Origin of the sequence: Acinetobacter sedimenti (assembly GCF_022601685.1) — a bacterium.
Taxonomy (GTDB): Bacteria; Pseudomonadota; Gammaproteobacteria; order Pseudomonadales; family Moraxellaceae; genus Acinetobacter; species Acinetobacter sedimenti.
Window position 1 is genome coordinate 94,447 of the sequence record NZ_JAKUML010000003.1, and the last position, 22,627, is coordinate 117,073.

The following is a 22,627-nucleotide window of genomic DNA, read 5'->3' on the forward strand; positions in this document are numbered from 1 at the left end:
TCAGATCGTCATCAATAGAGATGCGGAAAAAACCTCTAAAAGTAGGCAATGAGGATTTGCGAGGATTGCTTAAACTGTTCATCTCCTTGATAAAAGCGTATAAATAAATATGAACTGTAGCTCACCCCAGGAAAACTTCTCAGAGAAAAATTTATCGCAGGAATATTCACTACAGGAAAACTAGCATGGAAACAATATTAGGCTTATGTATCGGTATTGGCTTGAGCGCCGCCTGTGGCTTTCGAGTATTCGTACCGCTGTTGGTGATGAGCATTGCCACGATTACAGGTTGGTTTGAGCCTGTACAGGGCTTTGAATGGTTGGCGATGCCTGCAGTCTGTGTGGCGCTTGGCTTTGCGACAGTTTGCGAAATCGGGGCGTATTATGTGCCGTGGGTGGATAACTTATTAGATACGATTGCCACGCCTGCTGCGATGATCGCAGGGACATTGGCGACGATGGCGGTCAGTAGTGGCGAGATGTCACAGTTCGCCAGTTGGGCTTCGGCGATTATTGTCGGCGGCGGTACAGCAGGTGTAGTGCAAGCCAGCACAGTGGCGGTGCGTGGTGTATCGACTGCGACGACAGGTGGTATAGGCAATCCAGTGATTGCGACTGGAGAATGGATTGGGGCGATTGTTTTATCAATATTGTCATTGATCACGCCTGTATTGGTGGTGATTTTAGTTTTCTTAATTCTCGTTTTGGTGGTGCGTTGGGTGCGCCGTAAAAAGCGGGAGAATCTTGCAGGGTCAATTTAAATTTAAAAAACGAAGGGCATCCAGTGAATATTAAACTACGTCAATTATTATTAATTATATCAACGGCATTTTTGACTGCACCAGTTGCTTATGCCGAAACGCCACAACCGACAGCTGAACAAGTCAAACTGGTAAAAGATCAGGTTAAATACACAACCTATATTCCCAAGTCTTATGTGCTGTATGAAGCAGTCGAAGGCGATCTAAATAAAGATGGCAAATCAGATGCGGTACTCATCATTAAAGGTACTGATCCTAAACAGTGGGTAGACCATGAATATCGTGGCAAACTCGATCGGAATCGTCGTGGCATTATTATCTTGCTGAACCAAGGTGTTAAAAATCAGAAAACCCAATACAGCAAATATCTGCAAAACCTCGACTGCTTTAGCTCAGAAAATGAAGAGGGTGGCGTGTATTTCGCACCTGAACTTTGGGTGGAGATTAAGAAAGGCTTACTTGATATTCATTATGCACATGGACGCTATGGCTACTGGCGTTATCTCTTCCGTTTGCAAGATCAAGATATGCGCCTCATTGGTTATGATGATTCAAATAATTTTGGACCATATATCAAAAGTGAAACCAGTATTAACTTTTTGACAGGTCGTAAGGTTTATCGGAAAAATATGAATGAGACAGTCGATGATGATGCCGATCCAAAGTTTAAAGAAACATGGCAGAGTTTTGATCTTGAACCAATCTATTTATCTAAAATCAAAGACTTTGATGAGATTGATTTTGGGATTTCTGATGTTGAAAATTAAGACGTTTACAAATCATCATCTTGTGGAGTGAATGATTAAAGGTGAATAAAAATGTCAAAACAAAACAATGAACTCATCGACATATTAAAAACACGTTTTGAGCAAAATATGCAACGCCACCCAAACCTTGATTGGGCAAAAGTTGAAGAAAAACTGCTTGTGCATCCGAAAAAGCTAAAAGCCTTGCAAGCGATGGAAGATACAGACGGCGAGCCTGATGTCATCGGTTTTGATGCAAAAAATAATGAATATCTCTTTGTCGATTGTAGTGTGGAAAGTCCCAAAGGTCGGCGCAGTCTGTGCTATGACGCAGAAGCCTTAGCCGCTCGAAAACAGCATCAACCTGCTGATAGTGCTGTAAATCTTGCCAAGAAAATGGGTATCAATCTACTCACCGAACAACAGTACCGAGATTTACAGCAACTCGGTGAATTTGATCTGAAAACATCGAGTTGGATAGATACACCACAAGCAATTCGTGCGCTTGGTGGTGCGTTATTCTGCGATCGCCGTTATGATCAAGTCTTTACTTATCATAATGGCGCAGAGTCGTATTATGCAGCTCGTGGCTTTCGAGGGATGTTGCGAGTATAAATTGCGGTTATAAAATTGATTGAAAGAATCATAATAAGGGGAACATGATGAAAAAATTAGCCTGTGTATTACTGCTCAGTTTGATGGCGACAAATACCTTTGCCATGCCTGAATATCGTACGGAAATGCAAGAGCGATTGAAGGCATCAAAAAAGCTGAGTTTTGATTTTGAGAGTGGTATTGCTGTAGGGCGAGTGCTCGGTTTGTTTGAAAATTATTTTGGAAATATCAATATCATCTATGATCCAAAAGTTGATCAAGATAAAGAAATCACCATAGACACAGGATTTAATAATGGTTTGGTAACTTTCGAGAAGGTTTTGCATAGGGCAAATTTGCAATATCAAGTCGTTGGTCCAAATACGATTAAGATTTTACCGAAATAAAATCGCATCAAAGCAAGCCAATGCTTTGCGTAATTCTCAAAATACCTACCGTCTAAAAATGCTAAACTGTAGCCATTGATCTACATATTTTGAGAAATAGCCAATCCATGACGATCCAGCGTCTACTCGATGAACTCAATTCTGAACAATATCAAGCGGCAACCACCACAGCGCAGAATGCACTGATCTTGGCGGGTGCAGGCTGTGGCAAGACCAAAACCATTGTCGCTAGAGCGGCTTATCTGATCAGTCAGGGTGTCCCTGCCGAGCAGATTCAGATCATGACCTTTACTCGCCGTGCTGCCAGTGAGATCGTGACTCGGGTCGAGCAATATTTGGGTGTGCAGGCGCAGGGTTTGCGTGCTTCAACTTTTCATACCTTTTGTTTGGGGATTTTACGGCGTTATGCCAAAGCCTTTGGGCTTGGACAGTTCAATGTGATTGATCGTGATGATCAAATGCTGATGTTTCGTCTGCTCAGAGGTAAAGAAAAAAAGAATGAATTACCTAAAGCAACACAACTTCTTGATGTCTATTCATTTGCTCGTAATACCCAAAGCAAATTGAGCGAAGCACTCGTCAAGCAACTGCCTGAAATGCTGGAACAAAAAGAAAAAATTCTCACTATCATGAGAGCTTATGAAACGCAGAAACGTGAACGTGGCTATCTCGACTATGATGACATTTTGGAATATGTGGCGAAATATCTAAACCATTCCGAAGCGTTGGTCGATCAAGTCTTGCACCGTTGCCAATATTTACTCGTCGATGAAATGCAAGATACTAATCCTTTGCAATGGTTATTGCTCAAGCCCTTTATTGGCAAAGCACATCTGTTCTGTGTTGGTGATGATGCGCAGTCGATTTATGGCTTTCGAGGTGCAGATTTTCAGAATATTCATGCTTTTAAAGAGCGTGTGCCTGATGCGAAAGTCATGACTTTGGCTCGCAACTATCGCTCAACGCAAGAAATCCTCGACCTGTCCAATTGGATGTTGAAAATCAGCCCATTGGATTATCAAAAGCAACTGCTTGCCTATCGTGGCGAAGGCATTGCGCCTGCGCTACATACTTTTGCCAATGAGTTCGAAGAAGCCAATTGGATTGCACAAGATTTAAAAACACGCCTTCAACACGGCGCAACGTGGCAACAACACATGATCTTGGTGCGTTCGAGCTTTGCAGGGCGACAGATTGAAAGTGCTTTGGTGGCTTCGGACATTCCTTATCAGTTCATCGGTGGCGTGAAACTGCTTGAATCAGCGCATGTTAAAGATGTGCTGAGTATGCTTCGCATTGTTGCAAACCATAAAGACGAATTGGCGTGGATGCGCTTTCTCACCCTGTGGGATGGTGTGGGTGATGTCGGCGCAAGTCGCCTTGCCAATGACTTTTTACAGCAGGATAATTTGTTAGGCTGTTTGGAAAAATTAAAGAAATTCAGCAAAGTACCTACGCAAATTGCAACGATCTTTCAGCAATTGCTCGATATACAACATCTAGTTAAACAAAGTCTTGAAATGGCATTAAATGCACTGCAAGAGCAATTGGAAAAAAATTATCAAAACAAAGACTGGTCACGTCGTAGCCGAGATTTTGATTTAGTGAAACAACTTGCGGAACGGCATATGAATGTGTCGGCATTTATTGAAGAATATGTGATTGAGCCGATTTCACATAGCGAAGTTCAACGTGCCAAGGATCAAGATGTGGTGACATTAATTACCATTCATTCGGCAAAAGGCACCGAGCGAGAAGTCTGCTATGTGGCGAATGCTTCAGTGGGGCAGTTTCCTCATGCACGTGCCCAAGGTCAGTTCGATGAAGTGGAAGAAGAGCGTCGAGTGCTATATGTGGCACTGACTCGTGCGCAAAATGAGCTGATCGTGACTCGGCAGAATCTATTCACATGGACCAAAGACACGATAGATGCGGAAGGGCGACCAATCGTCGGCTATTTTTTCTCTGATCTGCCGCCAAAACTGTGCCGTGAAACTTTGCATCGTCGTGGTAGCCAACGACAGAAGACGTGGACATTTGAACGGGAAGACAGCTTGGGTAAACCAAAAATCGGCATTGATTTTGATTAAACGATTTGCTTGAGATATCGTGTTGATTGCATTGAAATGGAACAGATTCAAAGTATCTTTCAAGTTTTTTTATCTGAATTCCTTTAAACTATCTGACAATCTCATCGGCATTTAAAATCTTGCTCCCGGTAAAATTATATTTTGGAACACATCATGAAAATCTTAGTACGCAACCTTGAACGCTCAATTACCGAGGTAGAGTTACGTGAGCTGTTTGCACCATTTGGTACGATTGAGTCTGCGGTGATCGTGATGGATGCGGATAGTAAAAAATCCAAAGGCTTTGGCTTTGTCGAAATGCCACATGCTCGTGAAGCAATCAAAGCAATCAAAAGCCTAAATACTTTAAAAGTCAAAGGTATGGGGATCCGTGTCAAGTCCGCAGAAGATGCAGCCAAGGATTAAGCAAATCTTTTGAGCTAATGTGATTTAATCTCAATTTTTAAAATGTGAATATTTTTGAAGGTGTTGCCATGTCCCGAGTCGCTCGTTACCACGCCGATCGTACCAATCAAAAGCTGTACTTTGCCCGTCTATCGTGTCAGCAAGCAGAGCAACTCGAACATGTTCAGCAAATCCAAGCACTACGTGAATCGGCGGTATTTCATTTGCAAGGTGCGGTATTGGCGTTTTTGCAGGAATTGGTGCGTTATTATCGGTTGAATGAAATGCGCCCGACACTGCAAAATGTCGAACAGCACATGGCGGATCGTGGACAAGTATCGCCTGAGATTCAAGTCTTAAAAAAACTGAGCCAAGATGGCTTTTTAGCCGAATTAAATCGTGCCTATCGCATGTGCCAGTATGCACCTGAGCCTGCCGATCCTGAACCAGAAGATGAAACTTCCTCGAATCTCATCATCAAAGTCACACAAAGCCCGCAAGCATGGCTTCCAGATACCAAAATTCTACGTGAATGGCATCGTGATCTGACCCAGTTGATTGATGGTTTTCGTAATGAAATGGTTGAATTTTGAACCGTTCTACATAAAGCACTTGAAATTTATGACGTTTAGTCGCATTAATAGAGTATGGTTATTTTTTATGGCTAAGCAGTCGGTCAACGCTGAATTTGTTGGATCAGTTGTGTGAAGCGTGGATTACGTTGCATTGTAGGAGGTTGCGTATGTCAGTTGAAGAATTACAAAAGCTATTAGGCACCCAAGAGGAAACTGTTCTTGAATTAGTTCAGTTGGATGATGGTGCGCTTGCATTACGTGCGTCAGGCTCAGATCAATCGCCATTGGTGCGCATTGAATTTAATGATGATGTGCGCAAGCTACTCGGTGATAATGCGGGCACAGTTGCACAGCACATGGTGCAGGCGGCGATCTATGGTGTGATGGAACAACAAATGAATAAATGGCATGCCAATGTGGTCGATCAAAAGCCACAACACTATAGTTAATTGTATTGATGTAAAATTGATGTGAAAATATTAGCTGAAAAATTGAAAAGGTGCAGATTGCACCTTTTTTGTTTTTTGGACAGTTCCCTTAAAATGATGAGTTAACTGAAAGATTAATTATCTAAAGAATTAGTGTGTAGTTTGATGCACACGTTCGATATGCGTCAAAATATCTCCAGTGATATTTTTCGCCATTTCTTCTTGAGCAAAATAAACCTGTCCAATGTTTTCTTCACGAAGCACTTTTGCTTCTTCAACACTTTCAGCGCCGACGATGATCTGTAGTTGTGGATTAAGATGTTTAGCAATATTTACAATTTGGTGAATATCTAAAATATCCATCGTGCGGAGCACTAGCAGGCGTGCGTGCATAATGTGCGCTTGAATCAAGACATTTGGATCGGTTGGTTTCCCTGATACCGCAGCAATGCCTTTCTCGCGCAACTTCTCGACTACTTCACGGTTTTGATCGGTGATCACTACTTTTATATTCTGCGCTTGTAATTGATCTGCAATGTGGCGACCTGTCGGTGTGTAGCCAACAATGACCACCTGATCACGCAGATTACTCTGATCAACCTCATCGGGAAGCATAGCGAGTGGATCGCCACTACGCTCAAGTAAGCGTGCCAAATGAGAGCGTTCACGTATCCAGCGTTGGATCGGTTCAATCGCCGTAAAGATAAATGAATTAAGAGAAATAGAAATTAAAGCACCTGCTAAAATCAGATTTTGTGCTTCAAGAGTGAGTAACTTTAACGCCACACCAAGCGTTGCAAGGATAAAGGAGAATTCGCCGATTTGCGCCAAACTTGCGCCAACCGTGAGTGCCGTGTTCAGCGGATAGCGGAAGAACAGCACCAATGCCATCGCTGCGATCGTTTTACCAATCATGATGATGGCAACTACAGCAAGGATATGCAAAGGCTCTTCGATGATAATACGAGGATCAAACAACATCCCCACCGATACGAAGAATAGAATGGCAAAAATCTCACGCAGTGGTTGGGTTTCTTCTTCAGCACGGTGACTAAAGTCGGACTCCTTGACTACCATCCCTGCGAAGAATGCACCAAGCGCCATAGATACGCCAAAGATTGCATAAGAGCCATAAGCTATGGATACGGCTGCAGCAACCACCGTCAAGGTAAATAGCTCACGAGAACCAAGTCGTGCGACAAACTGCATAATCATTGGCACAAGACGTTTACCCACGATGAGCATAAATGCGATAAAGCCAGCAACCTTGAGTAAGGTGATACCAATCGTTAGCCAAATATTTTGACCATTATCTTCGGCTAGACTGACACCGCCAAGTAAGACTGCTGTGGCAGGAAGTAAGACTAAAGCCAACACCATCACCAAGTCTTCAACCAAAAGCCAACCGACAGCAATCTTGCCATTGACCGAGTCGAGCAAACCACGATCGCCCAATGCTTTGAGTAAAACGACAGTACTTGCACATGATAGGCTTAAACCGAAGACCAATGCCGAGCCAAATGACCACCCCCAAAGCATCGTGACAGCAATACCCAAAATGGTTGCCACAGCGATTTGCAATATTGCACCGGGGAGGGCAATCCGTCGTACTTGTATTAAGTCCTTTAGGGAAAAGTGCATGCCAACGCCAAACATCAGGAACATCACACCGAGCTCAGCGAGCTGATTGGCAAGGTGGATGTCGCCCACAACACCCGGTGTATTCGGGCTAATGATAATCCCTGCAATCAAGTAACCAATGAGTGGCGGAAGTCGTAGACGTGCAGCGATATAGCCAAAAATCAAAGCCAAGCCAAAACCAACGGCGAGTAAGATAATCAGGTCTACATCATGTGGCACAGCACGCTCCAAATAATATTGTCAATAGAAATAGATGTTTAAGAGAGATAAAGCATAAATAATGCCAAAATTTATCGCTTAAAGTATAGCAAACAATGCAAATTTCAGGCATAAAAAAACGACTCATCGAGAGTCGTTTTTTATCGAAACTAAAATTATTTGATTTTAGCTTCTTTGAAAATCACGTGTTGACGGATTTTTGGATCAAATTTTTTGATTTCCATTTTTTCCGGCATAGTGCGTTTGTTTTTCGTAGTGGTATAGAAATAACCTGTACCAGCAGTTGAAACTAGGCGAATCTTATCACGCATGGCAATGGCTCCTTAGATCTTTTGACCTTGAGCGCGAAGATCAGCTACAACCTTCTCGATGCCCAATTTGTCGATAATACGCATACCTTTGGTAGAAAGACGAAGACGTACAAAACGCTTCTCAGTTTCTAACCAAAAACGGTGGTGGTGCAGGTTCGGCTCGAACCGGCGCTTGGTTTTGTTGTTTGCGTGCGAAACGTTGTTACCAACGATTGGACGCTTGCCGGTAACTTGGCAAACCTTAGACATGGTGAACTCCATTGATTAAGCCGAACAATAAATGGTTTGTCAGGCTTGTCAGTCAATAAAACTAATAACTCTGGAAAATGAGTAACTCTATAAAATTAGAGTAACTTAAATTTGTAAGGGGCGTTTTATACCAAATTTTAGCTCAAAACACAAGCACGCCCCGAAAAAATAAGACATAAACTGCATTGATAGTTTATGTCTTAATCAATCTTCAAAAATCTGTCATAAATAAAGCGTACTCCCTCCAAAAATGACAGATTGAAAATTTGTGCGGTATTTTAGCGACGCAAAAGTGTTTTGTACATGATCTTGTGAATCGGTTTGTTAAACGGCGGCAAGATCATTTTGAAGGTATATAGCTTCGGTTTTGACATCATTGAGCGTTCGTGTGAGAAGCCAAAGAAGCCTTCTGGACCGTGATATTTGCCCATACCTGATGCACCCACACCACCGAATGGTAAGTCATCTTGCGCAACATGAGTCAATGCTTGGTTGTTACCAAAGTGACCTGAGTGTGTATTTTGCGCCAAGTATTCGGCACGATCTTTGTTGAAGTCAAAATAGTACAAGGCTAATGGACGTGGGCGGTCATTAATAAAGTCAATTACTTCATCAATATTGTCATATTCAAAGATCGGCATGATTGGACCGAAAATCTCATTTTGCATGATTTGCATATCAGGCGTGACATTGGTTAAGAATGTCGGTGCGACTTTGCGTACATCATGCAGAGTTTCGTGTTTTGGGTTGATCTCAATGACTTGTGCGCCATGCGCGGTGGCATCTTCTAAGTAACCTTGTAGGCGACGATATTGCTTATCGTTGATGATCGAGGTGTAGTCTTTATTGTCACGAATCGTTGGGTACATATGTGTGACAAATCTACGGAAACTTTGCACAAACTCAGCTGTCTTGCCACGTGGTAAGAATAGGTAATCTGGTGCAACACATGTCTGACCTGCATTCCATAACTTTCCTGCAACGAGGCGTTGCGCAGCATCTTTGATCGACATTTCAGGATGGACGATGGCAGGTGACTTGCCACCGAGCTCCAATATCACTGGAACAAGGTTTTCTGAGGCAGCACGCATCACTGTTTTGCCAACGTCGGTTGAGCCTGTAAAGATCAACTTATCAAAAGCTAAATGGCTGAACGCATCAGAGATTGCACCACCACCATTAATGACAGAAACCAAATCACTTGGAAAAACTTCTGCCAAAGCTTTTTGCAATAATGCACCAAACTTCGCTGAAGAGCTTGAGATTTTGATCATGGCGTGGTTGCCTGCAGCGAGTGCGCAGATCAATGGTCCAACAGATAATAGAAGCGGATAATTCCACGGCGCAATGATCCCGATCACACCAAGCGGTTGGTATTCTACCCATGCTTTGGCAGGGTGGTGAATGTGTCCAACTTGGCGTTTCGATGGCTTCATCCATTTTTCTAAATTTTTTGAATAATAATGAGTTTGCTCAACACAAGTCAGTACTTCACCAATCTTGGTTTCTGCGACAGCACGATTGCCATAGTCTTGTGAGATTGCTTCGGCAATGTCATCTTGATATTTCAGTAAGACTTCACGTAGATTGGTCAAACGATCAATACGCTCAGCAGCAGTTGGCAATTGATGACGGCGATAAGCACGCTTTTGCTCTGCAAGTATGTCATGCATTTCTTGGATTTTGTCTGATCCAGTGTTACTGAGGCTTTTGTTGAGGCTGTTCATATCTTTGTGGCTATATTGACTATTCGTTGCGCTATTTTTAGAGTAAAAGCTCTAAATAGTCAAGCAATATCCGATAAGCTATGATAGATTGGACTTGTGATGCTGATTTTACGATTCAAATTTTGTACATTTGAATCGCTGTAATAAGGCATCTACAAGGATTGTGCTATATTGCTCGGCGCTTATTTGAGATTTTCTATTACGCTTCTTTTTATCAAATTTTTTTGAATTTAAAAAACTTTGTATTAAAGGATGAATGAAAAATCGAATGATCGGTCGGTGTAGTAGGTTGTAGTGATTTAAATTATCTAGAAAAGATGATGTTGAACGATTAAGGATAAACGGTTGAAAGCGTCTAAAACCAAGGAAAGAATTTTACAGACCAGTTTGGCTCTTTTTAATGAAAAAGGAGAGCGAGCGGTCACGACCAATCATATCGCCTCTGAGCTCGGCATCAGTCCTGGCAATTTGTACTATCATTATCGCAATAAGCAAGAAATCATTCGGGCTTTGTTCGATCAATATCGTCAAGAAACCGTTGATGTGTTGAATATGCCTGAAGGGCGAGATTTGACGAGTAGTGATAAAATTCAATATTTTCAGTCGTTAAGCAAGCAACTGTGGTCGTATCGCTTTTTACACCGTGATATTCATCATCTCATTGAGGCGAATCCCGAATTTCAAAAGCTTTATCCGATCTTTGCCAGTCAAGTGATGAAGCAAGGGCAGAAAATTTATCAGGGTTTTGTCGATGTTGGCTTGATGGAAATGACACCGCCTGAGATCGAAGCACTAATTATCAACTTGTGGATTGTACTTACCAATTGGTCAAATTTCCTCTATATGTCAGGGCATCTAAAAGATGATAAAGATTCTGAACACTTGGTATGGCAAGCCTTGCGTCAGATGGTGTTTTTAGAAGGGCCTTACTTGCGCGGTGAAAGTCGTGAAACTTATGAACAGTTACTCGGCAATATGGGCGACTCAAACTTATTTGCAGTATTGTCTAATTCACCTACAAAAATTGCGGATTCTGACTAAAACACGCATCAATTGCGGATTTGCATGAAAAAAAGCGGTACACTAGCGCAATTTTTAGCATGTTGTGATGTAACTAAGCCATGAATATGTTTACCGAAAATACGGCACGTCTTTTGATTACTTGTGAAGATCGTCCTGGCATCGTACAGGCGGTTTCAAGCTTTCTATATCATCAAGGTGCCAATATTACTGCGCTTGATCAATATGCGACCGAAGCGCAGGGCGGACAATATTTCATGCGTGTTGAGTTTGAGCTCGATCACCTTGCGACTCGACTTGATACATTGACCTCGACTTTTGGAAAAAATGTTGCTGATAAATATGCAATGGAGTGGAAGCTTAATAGCGTCAGTGACGTGAAGAAAGTCGGTATCTTGGTATCCAAAGTTGACCATGCTTTGCTTGAGCTGTTGTGGCGTCATTCTCGTGGTTCATTGCCTTGTGAAATTACCCAAGTTATTTCGAACCATGAAACACTGCGAGATAAAGTTGAACGCTTTGGTATTCCATTCCATGTCGTTCCAGTCGATAAAGATAATAAAGTTGAAGCCTATGCCAAGATCGACGAGATGATGCAAGGCAATGATCTGTTGGTACTTGCACGGTATATGCAGATTCTTAGCGAAGACTTTGTAGAGAAATGGCCACAAAAAATTATTAATATTCACCATTCATTCTTGCCTGCCTTTGTCGGTGCAAATCCATATAAACAGGCACATGAAAAAGGTGTGAAATTGATTGGCGCTACGGCGCACTATGTCACAGCTGATCTTGATCAAGGACCAATCATTGAACAAGATGTGGAGCGTGTGAGCCACGACTACAGTATCGAACAGTTGCGTGAGCTCGGTGAAGATGTAGAGCGTAATGTATTGGCGAGAGCGGTACGTTGGCATCTAGAAGATCGTGTCATTGTCGATGGTAATAAGACGATTGTTTTTGATTAAGTTTTTACACTTTTATCATCACGTTTCTTAGAAATATTTAGAAAAAGCACAGCCGAGGTTGTGTTTTTTTATGCTTGTAAAAAGAGAAAATACAATAAAAAGGTTGAAAATGAAAACACTTCTCATTTATCATTAGGCAACTTTTATTGAAGCAACCGATGGTGAGGATCGCAATCTTACATCGGTTGAATTTTTTGTGACATATATTAGGACATCTTAGATGGGTCAATCATCTATCGGATCTTCTCCCAATCCAAATCAGACACCACCAAGGCAATCTCCGCATAAGCAGAAAGTGATTGGTGTAGTGATCGGTGTGTTGGTATTGCACGTGGGTGTGCTATGGGCGCTTGCCAATATGCCACCGATGCAGCTTAGACCAATCGAACCGACACCGCCTGTAAAGGTTAAGTTTGTGAAGATTGTTGAAAAGCCTGAACCGAAGCCAGAGCCACCGAAACCAAAACCTGAACTGCCGAAGGAAAAACCAAAGCCGAAGAAAGTTCAGATTGCAGAAAAGCCGAAAGAACCGCCGAAGAAGAAAGAGAAAGTCCAACAGGTGAAAGAAAAAGCACCTGATAAAAAGGTAGAGATTCCACCAGCGGAAACAAAAGTGACCACATCTACTTCAGTTAGAGAAACGGTCAAAGAACAGCCGAAAGAAGAGGTGAAAGCGCAGCCTAAAGTAGACACTTCTCCACGAAACTTGGGCGATGCAGCGAGTGTGGCGTGGAAAAGTAAGCCGAAGCCACGACTTAAAGCAAAAGATTTGGAAGATGTGACTAATCCGATGGTAGTTGTTCGTATTGATGTCGATGAAACAGGTCGAATCAAGGCGCAGATCAAGCAATCAAGTGGTAGTCCAAAGGTAGATAAAGAAGTGATTCGTGCTGTACAAGCTGCTCGCTTCCATCCATATACCGAAAATGGTGTCGCAATGCCTTTTTATGCAGAGCAACCATTCCAATTACAGTAAAACAGCCGCAGGGCTAAAGCAAATTAGTTGAATTTAAGGAGTTCCTCATGAACTTTTCAGTGTATTGGCAACATGCAGATGCGGTAAGTAAGACTCTATATTTTATCTTACTTGCGATGTCGATCATCACATGGACATTATTTATCATCCGTGTTTTGGGTACTCGTCAGCTCAAGCAAAATGCCAAGCAACGTATGCAAATAGTTTTGGATAATCTACAAGCACGCTTGACTGGTATTCCATTTGAGCAACGTAAAGCAGCGGCAGAGCAAGCGATCTTGCAACAGATGTCACGTGAAAAAACTGATGCGGATAAAGGTGTATCTGTACTGGGTACGATTGCTTCAATTGCACCATTTGTTGGTTTGTTCGGTACAGTGTGGGGAATTTTCCATGCGCTCGTTGCTGTCGGTAGCAGTGGTCAAGCAGGTCTAGCGCAAGTGGCAACGCCAGTCGGTGAAGCATTGATCATGACAGGTCTAGGTTTGGCTGTAGCGATCCCTGCGGTATTGGCATACAACATCTGTGTACGTCAAAATCGTGCTTTGGCACATGACTTACATGATCATGCACATGGCTTGTTGATCGATACGATCTTGCAAGATAAGAAAACGACACAAACGGCGCAAACAGATACGACCAATACGCAATTTGCTGGAGGTCAAGCATAATGGCATTTTCTTTAGGAGAAGAAAATGATCAAGGCATGACGGAGATGAATCTCATTCCGTTGATCGACATTATGCTAGTGTTGATGATCATTTTCCTTGTAACTGCAACGGTTGCGAATCCGTCGATTCCACTCACCTTGCCAAAAACAACTGCGGAAATCCAAGAGCCACCGCCAAAAGCAATCAATGTCAATATCACAGCTGACAATCAAGTTGCTTGGAATGATCAAGTCATTTCATTAGATGAATTGGCAAAACGCTTGTCGGAAGCTGGTTTAGCAGAACGTAAGCCTGCCGTAATGCTTAAAGCAGATAAAGATGCAAAATATGACACAGTGGCGCAAGTGATGTCACGTGCCAGTGAAGCAGGTCTTGCAGATATCTCATTTGTTAGTGATAACTAATAGATATCAAGCCATATAAAAAACAGGACGCTAAATGCGTCCTGTTTTTTCATCAAGTTTCTAAACTTTTTGAATAAATAGATTACGATCAAAACGATACTGCGGGAAAAACACGCCATCTTTGGCACGTTCGCCTGCACCAATTACCATTACAGGATGTTGTTGGCTATTGAGTCCTAAGATCTTGCGCACCATTGGCTCATCGAAACCTTCCATCATACAACTATCAAAACCATAAGCACGGAAAGCCAATACCAAGTTTTCACAAGCAAGCGCAGTGGTTTTACTCGCCCAAAGTTTTGCATCGGCAGCGTTAAAAGCAGAGACAGGCAATTGCTTATCTAGAGCTCGTGCAGCAGTAAATGCAACTCGCTTAAAGTTGCCTAAGGCATTGAAATAGCCTGTCTTGTAGTTGTAGGGAATGAAGCGATAATATTTCTGTACCGCAGGTGGTGTTTCAGGAAAAGGAAATTCACTCAAGTTGCGCTTTGCCATATCGTCTAGTCGGTCGGTACGTGCCACGCAGACAATCAATTCCGATGCAGTCTTTGCAGCAAGCTGACCTAGACAAGCTTTGACTAAGGCTTTTTTCTTTGAAGGATTTTGCACGACATAGAATGTCCACGGCTGTAAATTCGATGAGTTTGGTGCAAGTAAAGCCAAATCTAAACAAGCATCAAGTACATCTGCAGGAATTGCTTTATCAGTGAACTTACGCACTGAACGGCGACTTTCAACCACTTTACGGAAGTTTTCCACATCAATGTCTTGAGGTGCAGGCTCGAAGTAACGCTTCTTCTCATTGCTTTCTGGGTGGTTAGACAATGGGTCTTGAGTCGATTGTTTTGGCATGAGATATGATCTTCCTAAATGTACGTGACGAATATATTTGGTTATTGGGTCGAGTGATGAAAAAGCAATTATAAAACATTATTAAATCGAATCAGTTTTTAAATAAGTTAGGATACTTCGCCTGCAGTTTAAAAAGTTTTGGTGGAATCGAAAAGTTGCAATAACCTTGCGTTGGATTGCGTGCGTAGAAATTTTGATGATATTCCTCCGCAGTATAGAAGGTTGGTGCAGGGCTTAGCTCAGTTACGATATTTAATCCTTCAGCTTGCAGATTGGCAATTTTCTGTGCGGAGATTTCTTTTTGTTTTTCATCTAAATAAAAAATCACCGAGCGATATTGTGTGCCGACATCATTGCCTTGACGATTCAATGTGGTTGGATCGTGCGTTGCAAAAAACACATCCAATAGCAGATCAAAACTTAATTCGGATTCGTCAAAGTCGATACGTATCACTTCGGCATGACCTGTAGCACCTGTACAGATTTGCTCATAGCTTGGATTGGCACGTTGTCCGCCTGCATAGCCACTTTCGACTTTATGCACGCCTTTGACATGTAAAAAGACCGACTCTGTACACCAAAAGCAGCCACCACCAAAGATTGCTTGTTGCATGTGAATTTTCCCAATTGTTTATTTATTTTAGTTGTAAATGATCTAGGGTGAGAGTGCAAAGTGATTTTGTAAGTACATCCAGAAAAGTTGCAACAGACCTTAATCGCCTTTCGGCAAACCTGAACGAATCATTCGGGAAAAGTTTGCGCTAGATTGATCTTTGCCTTGCTCGAAGTGTTCTACTTTTGGATTGATATGCGCCATGTTCATCCATTCTACAAGGCTGTAACGATGATCAAGTGCATTCTGATCGTAGAGATACGACGGTAATCGTCCTGATAGAATGACCCGATAGTCCACTGGCACAGGGTCGATGTGATTGACCATATCAAAGATGATGGTGGTGCAGTTACTAAACAAGGTATTGTACCAACGTGGCTCAGTGGCGAGGGATTTACCTTGCTCAAGATAAGAGAGGAAAAGTTGTTTTAATTCGGCTTTAGGTAGATTGTTTATCGGGTAAATATATACGCGTTCATGGCGAATATTGCTGCGAGTATAGATAATGTCTTTTTCATCCGCAGGGACAATGGCGAGTTCATATTTACGAAAAAATCCACCAATACTGGAAAAACTTTCATGTTGTTCTTTGCGAATTTCAATGGAAAAAGTCAGATGTTTTAGATTGCCTGTATCATCTTCAAAATCAAAACTCATCAAAGTATGTGCAATATCATTGCCTGCCCAGTAGGACAAAATCAGATTGGCACTTTTGAGTTGTGAAAGGTCGTACTGACGAGTTTGCCAACGCACATTATAGTCGTCCTCACTGCGCCAAACAAAATCACGGACATTGTGAATAGTGATCTGATCGCCATCACGTTGATAGTCCAAAATCTTTGCCACTTCAGGATTCCAAACCCGATCATTGCGTGGTTGCATGTCGAAGTACCACGCTAATGCCATCGAAAAGCACACCAAATAAATTAGAATGTCGGTGCGACGTTGGAATACGGCTTGGCTAAAATAAATCCCTGCGATACTACCAGAGAGCAACAACCAAAAACCGATAATAAAATAAATCGCTAATCGCCCAAACGGCTGATGAATCCACAATGCCAAACACAGCCAAGCACTCGACAGGATAACGAAGAGATAAAAAAAGCTATGGAGCAAAGCGAAGAAAATGCTTTTGCGGAATTTATCGAAGTCGATGTCGTTCATTTTTGATTTAGGCGAATCAAATCAGCAATGCGAGTCTTAGCACAGATTATCTTGACGTAAATACTGTGCAAATTGAAAGGCAATATTATCTTTTGCACTAAGGTGATCACTGGAATGGCTTAACACAAATTGCTCAGGAATCGCAGGGTAGAAGGCATCACCTTGTACATCAAGCGCAACGTGTGTGAGCTCCAAGCGATCGGCAATATCCAAAGTTTGGGTGAAAATCTCACCACCACCGATGATAAATAAAGATTTCTTTTCCACTTGGGCAAGATCAAAACTGGCTTGTTCCAGTGCGCTATCAATCGAATTCGCAATACGTACACCATCGTGTGACCAATTCGAATCACGAGTAATCACCCAGTTAATACGATTTGGAAGCGGACGACCCATCGACTCAAAAGTTTTGCGTCCCATGATCACGATACCGCCTTGCGTCACGTGTTTGAAGTGTTGCAAATCTTCAGAAATATGCCACGGCAATTGGTTTTCTTTACCGATACATTGCTTCTCATCGCAAGCAACGACATGGACGACTTCGATATTTTGATATGCCATAGATTTTATCTCATCTTCCCTAATTTTTATTTCATTTTAACTTTCAGCAAATGAGGCAGAAATTTTATACTGCCACCGCTGCCTTGATCGCAGGGTGTGACTGATAGTCTACAATTTCAATATCTTCAAATTTAAAATCAAAAATATGATCAATTTCAGGATTTAATTTTAACTGGCAAAGCGGTAGTGGTTCACGGGTTAATTGTAATTTTGCTTGTTCAAAATGGTTGCTGTAGAGATGCGTATCGCCACCTGTCCAAACAAAATCACCGACACCGAGCCCACAGACCTGCGCAATCATATGAGTAAGTAGCGCATAGCTTGCGATATTAAACGGTACGCCTAAGAACACATCAGCACTGCGCTGATAGAGCTGACAAGACAATTTCCCATCTTGAACGAAGAATTGAAATAGCGTGTGACATGGTGGCAGTGCTACTTGACTTGCTTCATTCGGATTCCAACCTGACACGATCAGACGGCGAGAGTTTGGATTGGTTTTGATCTCATTTACCAACCAAGAGATTTGGTCAAAACCGTCAGAATTGTAAGAGCCATCTGCCTTTTTCGTTGCGCCAAAATTACGCCATTGATGACCATAGACAGGACCTAATTCGCCCGCAGGTCGTCCAAATCGAGCAGTCTGTTCTGCGGTAGACCATTCATCCCAAATCGACACTTTATTATCTTGCAGATATTGCACATTGGTATCGCCTTTTAAAAACCAAAGCAGTTCGATGACGATCGAGCGGAAATGTACTTTTTTTGTGGTGAGCAGTGGAAAACCTTCAGACAAATCAAAACGCATCTGATGACCAAACACCGAGCGAGTCCCTGTGCCTGTACGGTCGCCTTTATCTCCGCCTGTTTGCAGAATATGGTCAAGAAGGTTGAGATAGGCTTTCATAATCAATCCAATATTTTGATGTCGTAATGCGTTCCAAAAATGACAAATCCACCATTTTACCGATGCAGGCAATGATGAAACATCAACAGAACTTAAGCAGTTTATACTAAAGTTCGGGACTTTTTAAGGGTAAATCGAAGTGATAAAAAAAAGCTCAAATATCATCTATTTGAGCCACATTGATTGGTTCATCTGTCTTTTTAAGAACGTACATTCCAATCATAAATCTTACGTTGATAGGCATACCAATACATCCAAATGCCAATCAAAATCATTGGTAAGCTTAAGAATTGTCCCTTACTCATCCATCCGATGAAGAGTACGCCATTGTCAGGCTCACGGAAGAATTCAATCACAAAGCGAGCCAAGCCATAACCCATGAGGAAGACTGCTGATACCGCCATGCGAGGGCGAGGTTTTGAACTAAACCACCACAATACGATAAACAGAATTAAGCCTTCACACAAAGCTTGATACAACTGAGAAGGGTGACGAACTAAAGCCGATGGATCCGTTGGGAAAATCATGCCAAAAGGATAGTTTGGATTAGTCACTTCACGACCGTATAGCTCAGCTCCGATGAAGTTGCCTAATCGTCCGAACATCAAACCAGTCGGGACACATGGCGCAATGAAGTCTAAAGTTTCAAACCATGCTTTTTGGTATTTTCGGCACCAAAAGATCATCGCCAACATCACACCAATAAAGCCACCGTGGAAGCTCATGCCACCCGTCCAGACTTGGAACAGCCAAATCGGATTGTCTAAAAACTGCTGAAATCCGTAGAACAAGACGTAGCCAACACGACCACCAATCACTACACCGAGTGCCCCGAAAAAGATCAGATCGGACACCATTTCTGAGTTCCAACCCTCACGTCGCTTGGCACGATAAGTTGCCAATCCCCATGCAAATAAAAATGCCAAAAGGTACATCAAACCGTACCAATGGACTTTGACAGGTCCTAAGGATAAGGCAACAGGATCAATGTTTGGATAAGTCAGCATTCGCAGAAATTCCTTTTTGTGAATATGATAAATAAATGATTGCTACCATCATTTTGACAGGAATTGTAAAGGAAAAATATGAAAAATGTTGTACATTCAATGTGTCTAATCGAATCCATTAGAGAAGTTTGAGCAATTATGTGTATTGTGGCATTGGCGTGGCAGAGCATTGACGAGTTTCCGTTATTATTACTTTCCAATCGAGATGAGTTCTATCATCGTCCGACCAAACAGCTTCACTACTGGCAAGATGATCAGCTCTATGCAGGACAAGACTTAGAGCAGGGCGGCACATGGATGGGTATCACGCCATCAGGTCGTTGGGCGGTGGTGACCAATTTTCGAGAAAAGAATGATCAAAAATTTTCTACCTCACGAGGTGATTTAATTCGTGATTTTTTAACATCCAACTTAGCGCCATTGCGTTTTGCACAGCAACTCGAACAAACTCAGAATAATTATGCAGGCTTTAATTTGATCTTGGGTGATCAACGTCAAGCGGTCTATATGAGCAACCGAGGGGAAGCACCGCAAGTCTTGGCTCGTGGCGTCTATGTGGTGTCCAATGGTTTGATGAGTGAACATTGGGAAAAAACTGCATACTTACGAAAACGCTTTACCCAAGAGTTTTTACCACTACTGCAACAACCTAATTTTAAAAATGATTTTGATGTTGGACAGCAAATCTTGCCTGTGGCGTGGGATGTGTTAGAAGATCAACGCAAAATCGAAACGGATAAATTGCCAAATACAGGGATTAGCTTAGAAATGGAAGAATTGCTTTCTTCGAGCTTCATCCAAAGTCCTGTCTACGGCACACGTTGTTCTAACTTTCTACTCATCCAAGAGCAAAAAAATCACAAACAATTTCAATGGTGGGAAAAAACGCAATATGGTGAAAAACTGGGTGAAGTTGTTAAAGTGGATGTGGATTTGAGTTAATCATTTTTTTATGCGTTCAATAAAACCCTCCCTTAAGAAAGGAGAGAGCAACATCAAATTAAAAAAGCACGCGAAATTTAGCGTGCTTTTCTATGGATTTGAACTATTGGGAATTAACCTGCGATCACGCCACCATCATCACGAGTGATCACGACGGTAGCTGAACGTGGACGTGCGGTTGAGTTTGTACGATCGGTTTGCGATGCAGGCCAGTGGCTGGTTGGTGCGTCAAAGCTTGCCGAGCGTTCACCTGGATGTTGCACATTGATAAAGATTGCTTTGTGGTCAGGTGTAGTGGTTACACCTGTGATCTCACATTCTTTAGGACCAGTGAGGAAGCGACGTAGATTGTCATCAGTGACTTGTGCGCCAACGATGGTGGTTTGACCGTTTGAGGTGGTTGCTGTTGTGCCATCACCTACTTCACCCGGTAGCGCCGCCAGCATCATACAGTTTGTGGTATCGGTATATGCACCGTCATCTGTTTGAAGCCATAGTACACCACGTGTATCGAACCACATGCCATCTGGGCTAGAGAGATCGTTTGCATCAGTCAAGCCAGATAAATTGATTGTTGGATCCATTGCCGCTTCTGCGCCGAATAAATAAATATCCCAAGCAAATGATGTTGCCGAGGTCATGTCATCTGCTTCACGGAAACGAATGACGTGACCGTTAATATTACCTGCTAGATCGCCTTCATCAGCATAGTTGCGTGGGTTGGCTGCATCGGTTGCATAGTTATTGCCACGATTAGAGTTGTTGGTGAGGGTGACGTAGACTTCACCATTCATTGGATTGACTGCACACCATTCTGGACGATCCATCTTAGTTGCGCCGACTGCATCGGCAGCAAGACGAGCAAATGTCACCACATCTGCTTGTGAGCCAAATGGATAGATAGTATTTGATTCATCTAAGCCATTTTTGCCATAGGTCAATTCAACCCATTCACCTGTGCCGTCATCATTGAACTTGGCAACATACAAAGTGCCGTTGTTCATGTATTTGTCACCTGCGCTATAGCCACCATTGATGTCGCTATTGCTCCACGTTGCATCAGATACAAACTTGTAGATGTACTCGCCACGTGAGTCATCGCCCATGTAAAAAGCAAGCGGTTGCCCTTCAATGGCACGGCTAGAACGACAGTCTTCATGCGCAAAACGACCGAGTGCAGTACGTTTCACAGGATTTACCGAGCGGTCGAATGGGTCGATTTCAACAATCCAACCAAAGGTATTTGCGCTATTACGGTAATCTTGAGTTGCATCACCTGCGATCACAGATGAATTCCAACGGTCGAAAAGATCTTGCTCATTGGTGCTCGAAATCGCTGATTCCCAACCATAACGAGAAGATGCTTTTTGTTTTAAGCCATAACGATTAAGCGCAACGACTTCTTTGGCACTGCGTAGCGCATCATCGCCATCGTTACGAACGAAGTAGCCAATAAAGTTTTCTTCTGTTGTGAGGTAAGTCCCCCAAGGTGTATAACCATTACCACAGTTGTTATGTGTACCACGTGTCTTGGTACCATTTGATGAATAAGCAGTGCGGACTAAGTCTGAATTTCGTACTGGGCCTGCGATATCCATCTCCGTTGATGCAGTGATACGACGGTTGAAGTCAGAATCTTTTTTGATGGTCACAGCTTGGGTGGTTTCATCTTTTTCAAGGTGAATCACAGATACACCGTGCGAGTTCATTTCACGAAGAACTTCATCTTCTGGACGACGACCTTCAGCATCAACTTGCGGTCCTGCATTGTGCAAGAAAGTTTGGTTGATGTATTCATGATTCATCACCAATAAGCCTTGCTCAGAAACATTGGCATCGTATTTGCCACTTGCCAAACCAAAAAAAGTCATACCATCGTGGCAGTCACCTGAACGAAGCTCAAAGCTTGCACCTGACGGCACGTTATTATCATTCCAAGCAGATTCAGTTGCGTTCAATGGATCACCCAAAGCATACAGCACAGTTGCAGTATAGCCTTCTGGGACAGTCACCCAATCATTCAAATTCTTATCAACTGCTTTAAAGGTCAGGCTTTCAGGGCGTTGGTTGGTTGGTTCTTCTGGTATTGGTTCTTCAGATGAATTGTTGTCGTCATCGCTACAAGCGACAAGGCTTGATGCAAGTGTCAAAGCCACCGTTGCCGATGCAGTTTTTTTAATTAAACTACGACGTGAAATATGATGTTCTAAAATGTCACGAAAGTGAGGATTGTCTGAGTTGTTGTTATCTAACTCTTGGTCTTCGAAGTATGGTGTACGCTCGGTCATGATGATTCCCTGGCAAGTGCATGTTAAGGTAAAAAATGTTTTAGCTTAGGCTACGCAGGGAATATTTCAGTGCGGTGAAGTTTTCTTTACAAAGTGATGAATTGGGAAAAATATATTTATGA

At 42.5% G+C, this 22,627-nt stretch carries 25 protein-coding genes; 14 read left to right on the forward strand and 11 right to left on the reverse strand.

The features are described 5' to 3' along the window. Positions 1–185: 185 nt before the first annotated feature. From MKI79_RS02430 to MKI79_RS02465, 8 genes are all read left to right on the forward strand, one after another. The gene (locus tag MKI79_RS02430) at positions 186–761 is read left to right on the forward strand and encodes a DUF4126 domain-containing protein (protein WP_241570479.1); all 576 of its coding nucleotides are present in this window, start codon (positions 186–188) and stop codon (positions 759–761) included. Positions 762–784: 23 nt separating this feature from the next. Next, positions 785–1,528, forward strand: a complete 744-nt coding sequence (locus MKI79_RS02435; protein ID WP_407651533.1) for a hypothetical protein — start codon at positions 785–787, stop codon at positions 1,526–1,528. 51 nt (positions 1,529–1,579) lie between these two features. Further along, a complete protein-coding gene (locus MKI79_RS02440; RefSeq protein ID WP_241570480.1) occupies positions 1,580–2,122 on the forward strand; it encodes a DUF4256 domain-containing protein in 543 nt (180 codons plus the stop codon). Between the two features lie 47 nt (positions 2,123–2,169). After that, positions 2,170–2,508, forward strand: coding sequence for an STN domain-containing protein (locus MKI79_RS02445; protein WP_241570481.1), 339 nt, complete (start codon positions 2,170–2,172; stop codon positions 2,506–2,508). 107 nt (positions 2,509–2,615) lie between these two features. After that, a complete protein-coding gene (locus MKI79_RS02450) occupies positions 2,616–4,598 on the forward strand; it encodes an ATP-dependent helicase (RefSeq protein WP_407651534.1) in 1,983 nt (660 codons plus the stop codon). A 153-nt stretch (positions 4,599–4,751) separates the two neighbouring features. Then, positions 4,752–5,003 (forward strand): RNA recognition motif domain-containing protein, encoded by a 252-nt coding sequence (locus tag MKI79_RS02455; protein WP_241570482.1) that lies wholly within the window; start codon positions 4,752–4,754, stop codon positions 5,001–5,003. 68 nt (positions 5,004–5,071) lie between these two features. Further along, positions 5,072–5,575, forward strand: a complete 504-nt coding sequence (locus tag MKI79_RS02460) for a DUF6586 family protein (RefSeq protein ID WP_241570483.1) — start codon at positions 5,072–5,074, stop codon at positions 5,573–5,575. Positions 5,576–5,724: 149 nt separating this feature from the next. Next, positions 5,725–6,006, forward strand: a complete 282-nt coding sequence (locus tag MKI79_RS02465; protein ID WP_241570484.1) for a hypothetical protein — start codon at positions 5,725–5,727, stop codon at positions 6,004–6,006. 129 nt (positions 6,007–6,135) lie between these two features. On the opposite strand, the gene MKI79_RS02470 is transcribed toward MKI79_RS02465, so the two are convergent. The 4 genes from MKI79_RS02470 to MKI79_RS02485 form a co-directional block, all read right to left on the reverse strand. After that, entirely contained in the window at positions 6,136–7,845 is a 1,710-nt protein-coding gene (locus tag MKI79_RS02470; protein WP_241570485.1) for a cation:proton antiporter, read from the reverse strand. A 155-nt stretch (positions 7,846–8,000) separates the two neighbouring features. Next, positions 8,001–8,156, reverse strand: a complete 156-nt coding sequence (gene rpmG, locus MKI79_RS02475; protein ID WP_003654787.1) for a 50S ribosomal protein L33 — start codon at positions 8,154–8,156, stop codon at positions 8,001–8,003. Positions 8,157–8,168: 12 nt separating this feature from the next. Then, positions 8,169–8,405, reverse strand: coding sequence for a 50S ribosomal protein L28 (gene rpmB, locus MKI79_RS02480; protein WP_092619282.1), 237 nt, complete (start codon positions 8,403–8,405; stop codon positions 8,169–8,171). Positions 8,406–8,683: 278 nt separating this feature from the next. Next, on the reverse strand, positions 8,684–10,132 hold the full coding sequence (locus MKI79_RS02485; RefSeq protein ID WP_241570486.1) for a coniferyl aldehyde dehydrogenase: 1,449 nt from the start codon (positions 10,130–10,132) through the stop codon (positions 8,684–8,686). Positions 10,133–10,477: 345 nt separating this feature from the next. Here MKI79_RS02485 and MKI79_RS02490 point away from each other — a divergent pair, with 345 nt between their 5' ends. From MKI79_RS02490 to MKI79_RS02510, 5 genes are all read left to right on the forward strand, one after another. Next, entirely contained in the window at positions 10,478–11,173 is a 696-nt protein-coding gene (locus MKI79_RS02490) for a TetR/AcrR family transcriptional regulator (protein ID WP_241570487.1), read from the forward strand. An 80-nt stretch (positions 11,174–11,253) separates the two neighbouring features. Then, positions 11,254–12,120 carry a formyltetrahydrofolate deformylase gene (gene purU / locus MKI79_RS02495; protein WP_241570488.1) on the forward strand — a complete coding sequence of 289 codons (867 nt, stop codon included), beginning with the start codon at positions 11,254–11,256 and terminating at the stop codon, positions 12,118–12,120. A gap of 220 nt (positions 12,121–12,340) precedes the next feature. Beyond that, positions 12,341–13,096, forward strand: a complete 756-nt coding sequence (locus MKI79_RS02500; protein WP_241570489.1) for an energy transducer TonB — start codon at positions 12,341–12,343, stop codon at positions 13,094–13,096. Positions 13,097–13,143: 47 nt separating this feature from the next. Further along, positions 13,144–13,767, forward strand: a complete 624-nt coding sequence (locus MKI79_RS02505; protein ID WP_241570490.1) for a MotA/TolQ/ExbB proton channel family protein — start codon at positions 13,144–13,146, stop codon at positions 13,765–13,767. Continuing rightward, complete coding sequence (locus MKI79_RS02510; protein ID WP_241570491.1) at positions 13,767–14,171, forward strand: ExbD/TolR family protein; 405 nt, start codon at positions 13,767–13,769, stop codon at positions 14,169–14,171. Before MKI79_RS02505 ends, MKI79_RS02510 begins: the two co-directional genes overlap by 1 nt. A gap of 60 nt (positions 14,172–14,231) precedes the next feature. Here MKI79_RS02510 and MKI79_RS02515 read toward each other — a convergent pair whose 3' ends face one another. The 6 genes from MKI79_RS02515 to lgt all read right to left on the reverse strand — a co-directional run bounded on the left by MKI79_RS02515 (position 14,232) and on the right by lgt (position 19,275). Then, on the reverse strand, positions 14,232–15,023 hold the full coding sequence (locus tag MKI79_RS02515) for a nitroreductase family protein (protein ID WP_241570492.1): 792 nt from the start codon (positions 15,021–15,023) through the stop codon (positions 14,232–14,234). 91 nt (positions 15,024–15,114) lie between these two features. Next, a complete protein-coding gene (gene msrA, locus MKI79_RS02520) occupies positions 15,115–15,636 on the reverse strand; it encodes a peptide-methionine (S)-S-oxide reductase MsrA (RefSeq protein WP_241570493.1) in 522 nt (173 codons plus the stop codon). A gap of 99 nt (positions 15,637–15,735) precedes the next feature. Further along, entirely contained in the window at positions 15,736–16,800 is a 1,065-nt protein-coding gene (locus MKI79_RS02525) for an Lnb N-terminal periplasmic domain-containing protein (RefSeq protein WP_241570494.1), read from the reverse strand. Positions 16,801–16,836: 36 nt separating this feature from the next. Next, complete coding sequence (locus tag MKI79_RS02530) at positions 16,837–17,361, reverse strand: dihydrofolate reductase (RefSeq protein WP_241570495.1); 525 nt, start codon at positions 17,359–17,361, stop codon at positions 16,837–16,839. 64 nt (positions 17,362–17,425) lie between these two features. Beyond that, a complete protein-coding gene (gene thyA / locus MKI79_RS02535; protein ID WP_241570496.1) occupies positions 17,426–18,268 on the reverse strand; it encodes a thymidylate synthase in 843 nt (280 codons plus the stop codon). 200 nt (positions 18,269–18,468) lie between these two features. Continuing rightward, a complete protein-coding gene (gene lgt / locus MKI79_RS02540) occupies positions 18,469–19,275 on the reverse strand; it encodes a prolipoprotein diacylglyceryl transferase (protein WP_241570497.1) in 807 nt (268 codons plus the stop codon). Between the two features lie 138 nt (positions 19,276–19,413). Between lgt and MKI79_RS02545 the strand changes: the two genes are divergently transcribed. Then, the gene (locus MKI79_RS02545; RefSeq protein ID WP_241570498.1) at positions 19,414–20,217 is read left to right on the forward strand and encodes an NRDE family protein; all 804 of its coding nucleotides are present in this window, start codon (positions 19,414–19,416) and stop codon (positions 20,215–20,217) included. Positions 20,218–20,330: 113 nt separating this feature from the next. Here the strand turns inward: MKI79_RS02545 and MKI79_RS02550 are convergent, their stop codons facing one another. Next, positions 20,331–22,505: a PhoX family protein gene (locus tag MKI79_RS02550; protein ID WP_241570499.1), complete on the reverse strand. Its 2,175-nt coding sequence runs from the start codon at positions 22,503–22,505 to the stop codon at positions 20,331–20,333. Positions 22,506–22,627 lie beyond the last annotated feature (122 nt).

Coding starts and splice junctions, on each gene's coding strand:
- MKI79_RS02510 (WP_241570491.1), top strand. CDS start 13,767: ATGGCATTTTCTTTAGGAGAAGAAAATGATCAAGGCATGACGGAGATG.
- MKI79_RS02550 (WP_241570499.1), bottom strand. CDS start 22,505: ATGACCGAGCGTACACCATACTTCGAAGACCAAGAGTTAGATAACAAC.
- MKI79_RS02545 (WP_241570498.1), top strand. CDS start 19,414: ATGTGTATTGTGGCATTGGCGTGGCAGAGCATTGACGAGTTTCCGTTA.
- MKI79_RS02525 (WP_241570494.1), bottom strand. CDS start 16,800: ATGAACGACATCGACTTCGATAAATTCCGCAAAAGCATTTTCTTCGCT.
- MKI79_RS02460 (WP_241570483.1), top strand. CDS start 5,072: ATGTCCCGAGTCGCTCGTTACCACGCCGATCGTACCAATCAAAAGCTG.
- lgt (WP_241570497.1), bottom strand. CDS start 19,275: ATGCTGACTTATCCAAACATTGATCCTGTTGCCTTATCCTTAGGACCT.
- MKI79_RS02445 (WP_241570481.1), top strand. CDS start 2,170: ATGAAAAAATTAGCCTGTGTATTACTGCTCAGTTTGATGGCGACAAAT.
- MKI79_RS02530 (WP_241570495.1), bottom strand. CDS start 17,361: ATGGCATATCAAAATATCGAAGTCGTCCATGTCGTTGCTTGCGATGAG.
- msrA (WP_241570493.1), bottom strand. CDS start 15,636: ATGCAACAAGCAATCTTTGGTGGTGGCTGCTTTTGGTGTACAGAGTCG.
- MKI79_RS02515 (WP_241570492.1), bottom strand. CDS start 15,023: ATGCCAAAACAATCGACTCAAGACCCATTGTCTAACCACCCAGAAAGC.
- purU (WP_241570488.1), top strand. CDS start 11,254: ATGAATATGTTTACCGAAAATACGGCACGTCTTTTGATTACTTGTGAA.
- MKI79_RS02440 (WP_241570480.1), top strand. CDS start 1,580: ATGTCAAAACAAAACAATGAACTCATCGACATATTAAAAACACGTTTT.
- MKI79_RS02450 (WP_407651534.1), top strand. CDS start 2,616: ATGACGATCCAGCGTCTACTCGATGAACTCAATTCTGAACAATATCAA.
- MKI79_RS02430 (WP_241570479.1), top strand. CDS start 186: ATGGAAACAATATTAGGCTTATGTATCGGTATTGGCTTGAGCGCCGCC.
- MKI79_RS02500 (WP_241570489.1), top strand. CDS start 12,341: ATGGGTCAATCATCTATCGGATCTTCTCCCAATCCAAATCAGACACCA.
- thyA (WP_241570496.1), bottom strand. CDS start 18,268: ATGAAAGCCTATCTCAACCTTCTTGACCATATTCTGCAAACAGGCGGA.
- MKI79_RS02505 (WP_241570490.1), top strand. CDS start 13,144: ATGAACTTTTCAGTGTATTGGCAACATGCAGATGCGGTAAGTAAGACT.
- MKI79_RS02455 (WP_241570482.1), top strand. CDS start 4,752: ATGAAAATCTTAGTACGCAACCTTGAACGCTCAATTACCGAGGTAGAG.
- MKI79_RS02485 (WP_241570486.1), bottom strand. CDS start 10,132: ATGAACAGCCTCAACAAAAGCCTCAGTAACACTGGATCAGACAAAATC.
- rpmB (WP_092619282.1), bottom strand. CDS start 8,405: ATGTCTAAGGTTTGCCAAGTTACCGGCAAGCGTCCAATCGTTGGTAAC.
- MKI79_RS02465 (WP_241570484.1), top strand. CDS start 5,725: ATGTCAGTTGAAGAATTACAAAAGCTATTAGGCACCCAAGAGGAAACT.
- rpmG (WP_003654787.1), bottom strand. CDS start 8,156: ATGCGTGATAAGATTCGCCTAGTTTCAACTGCTGGTACAGGTTATTTC.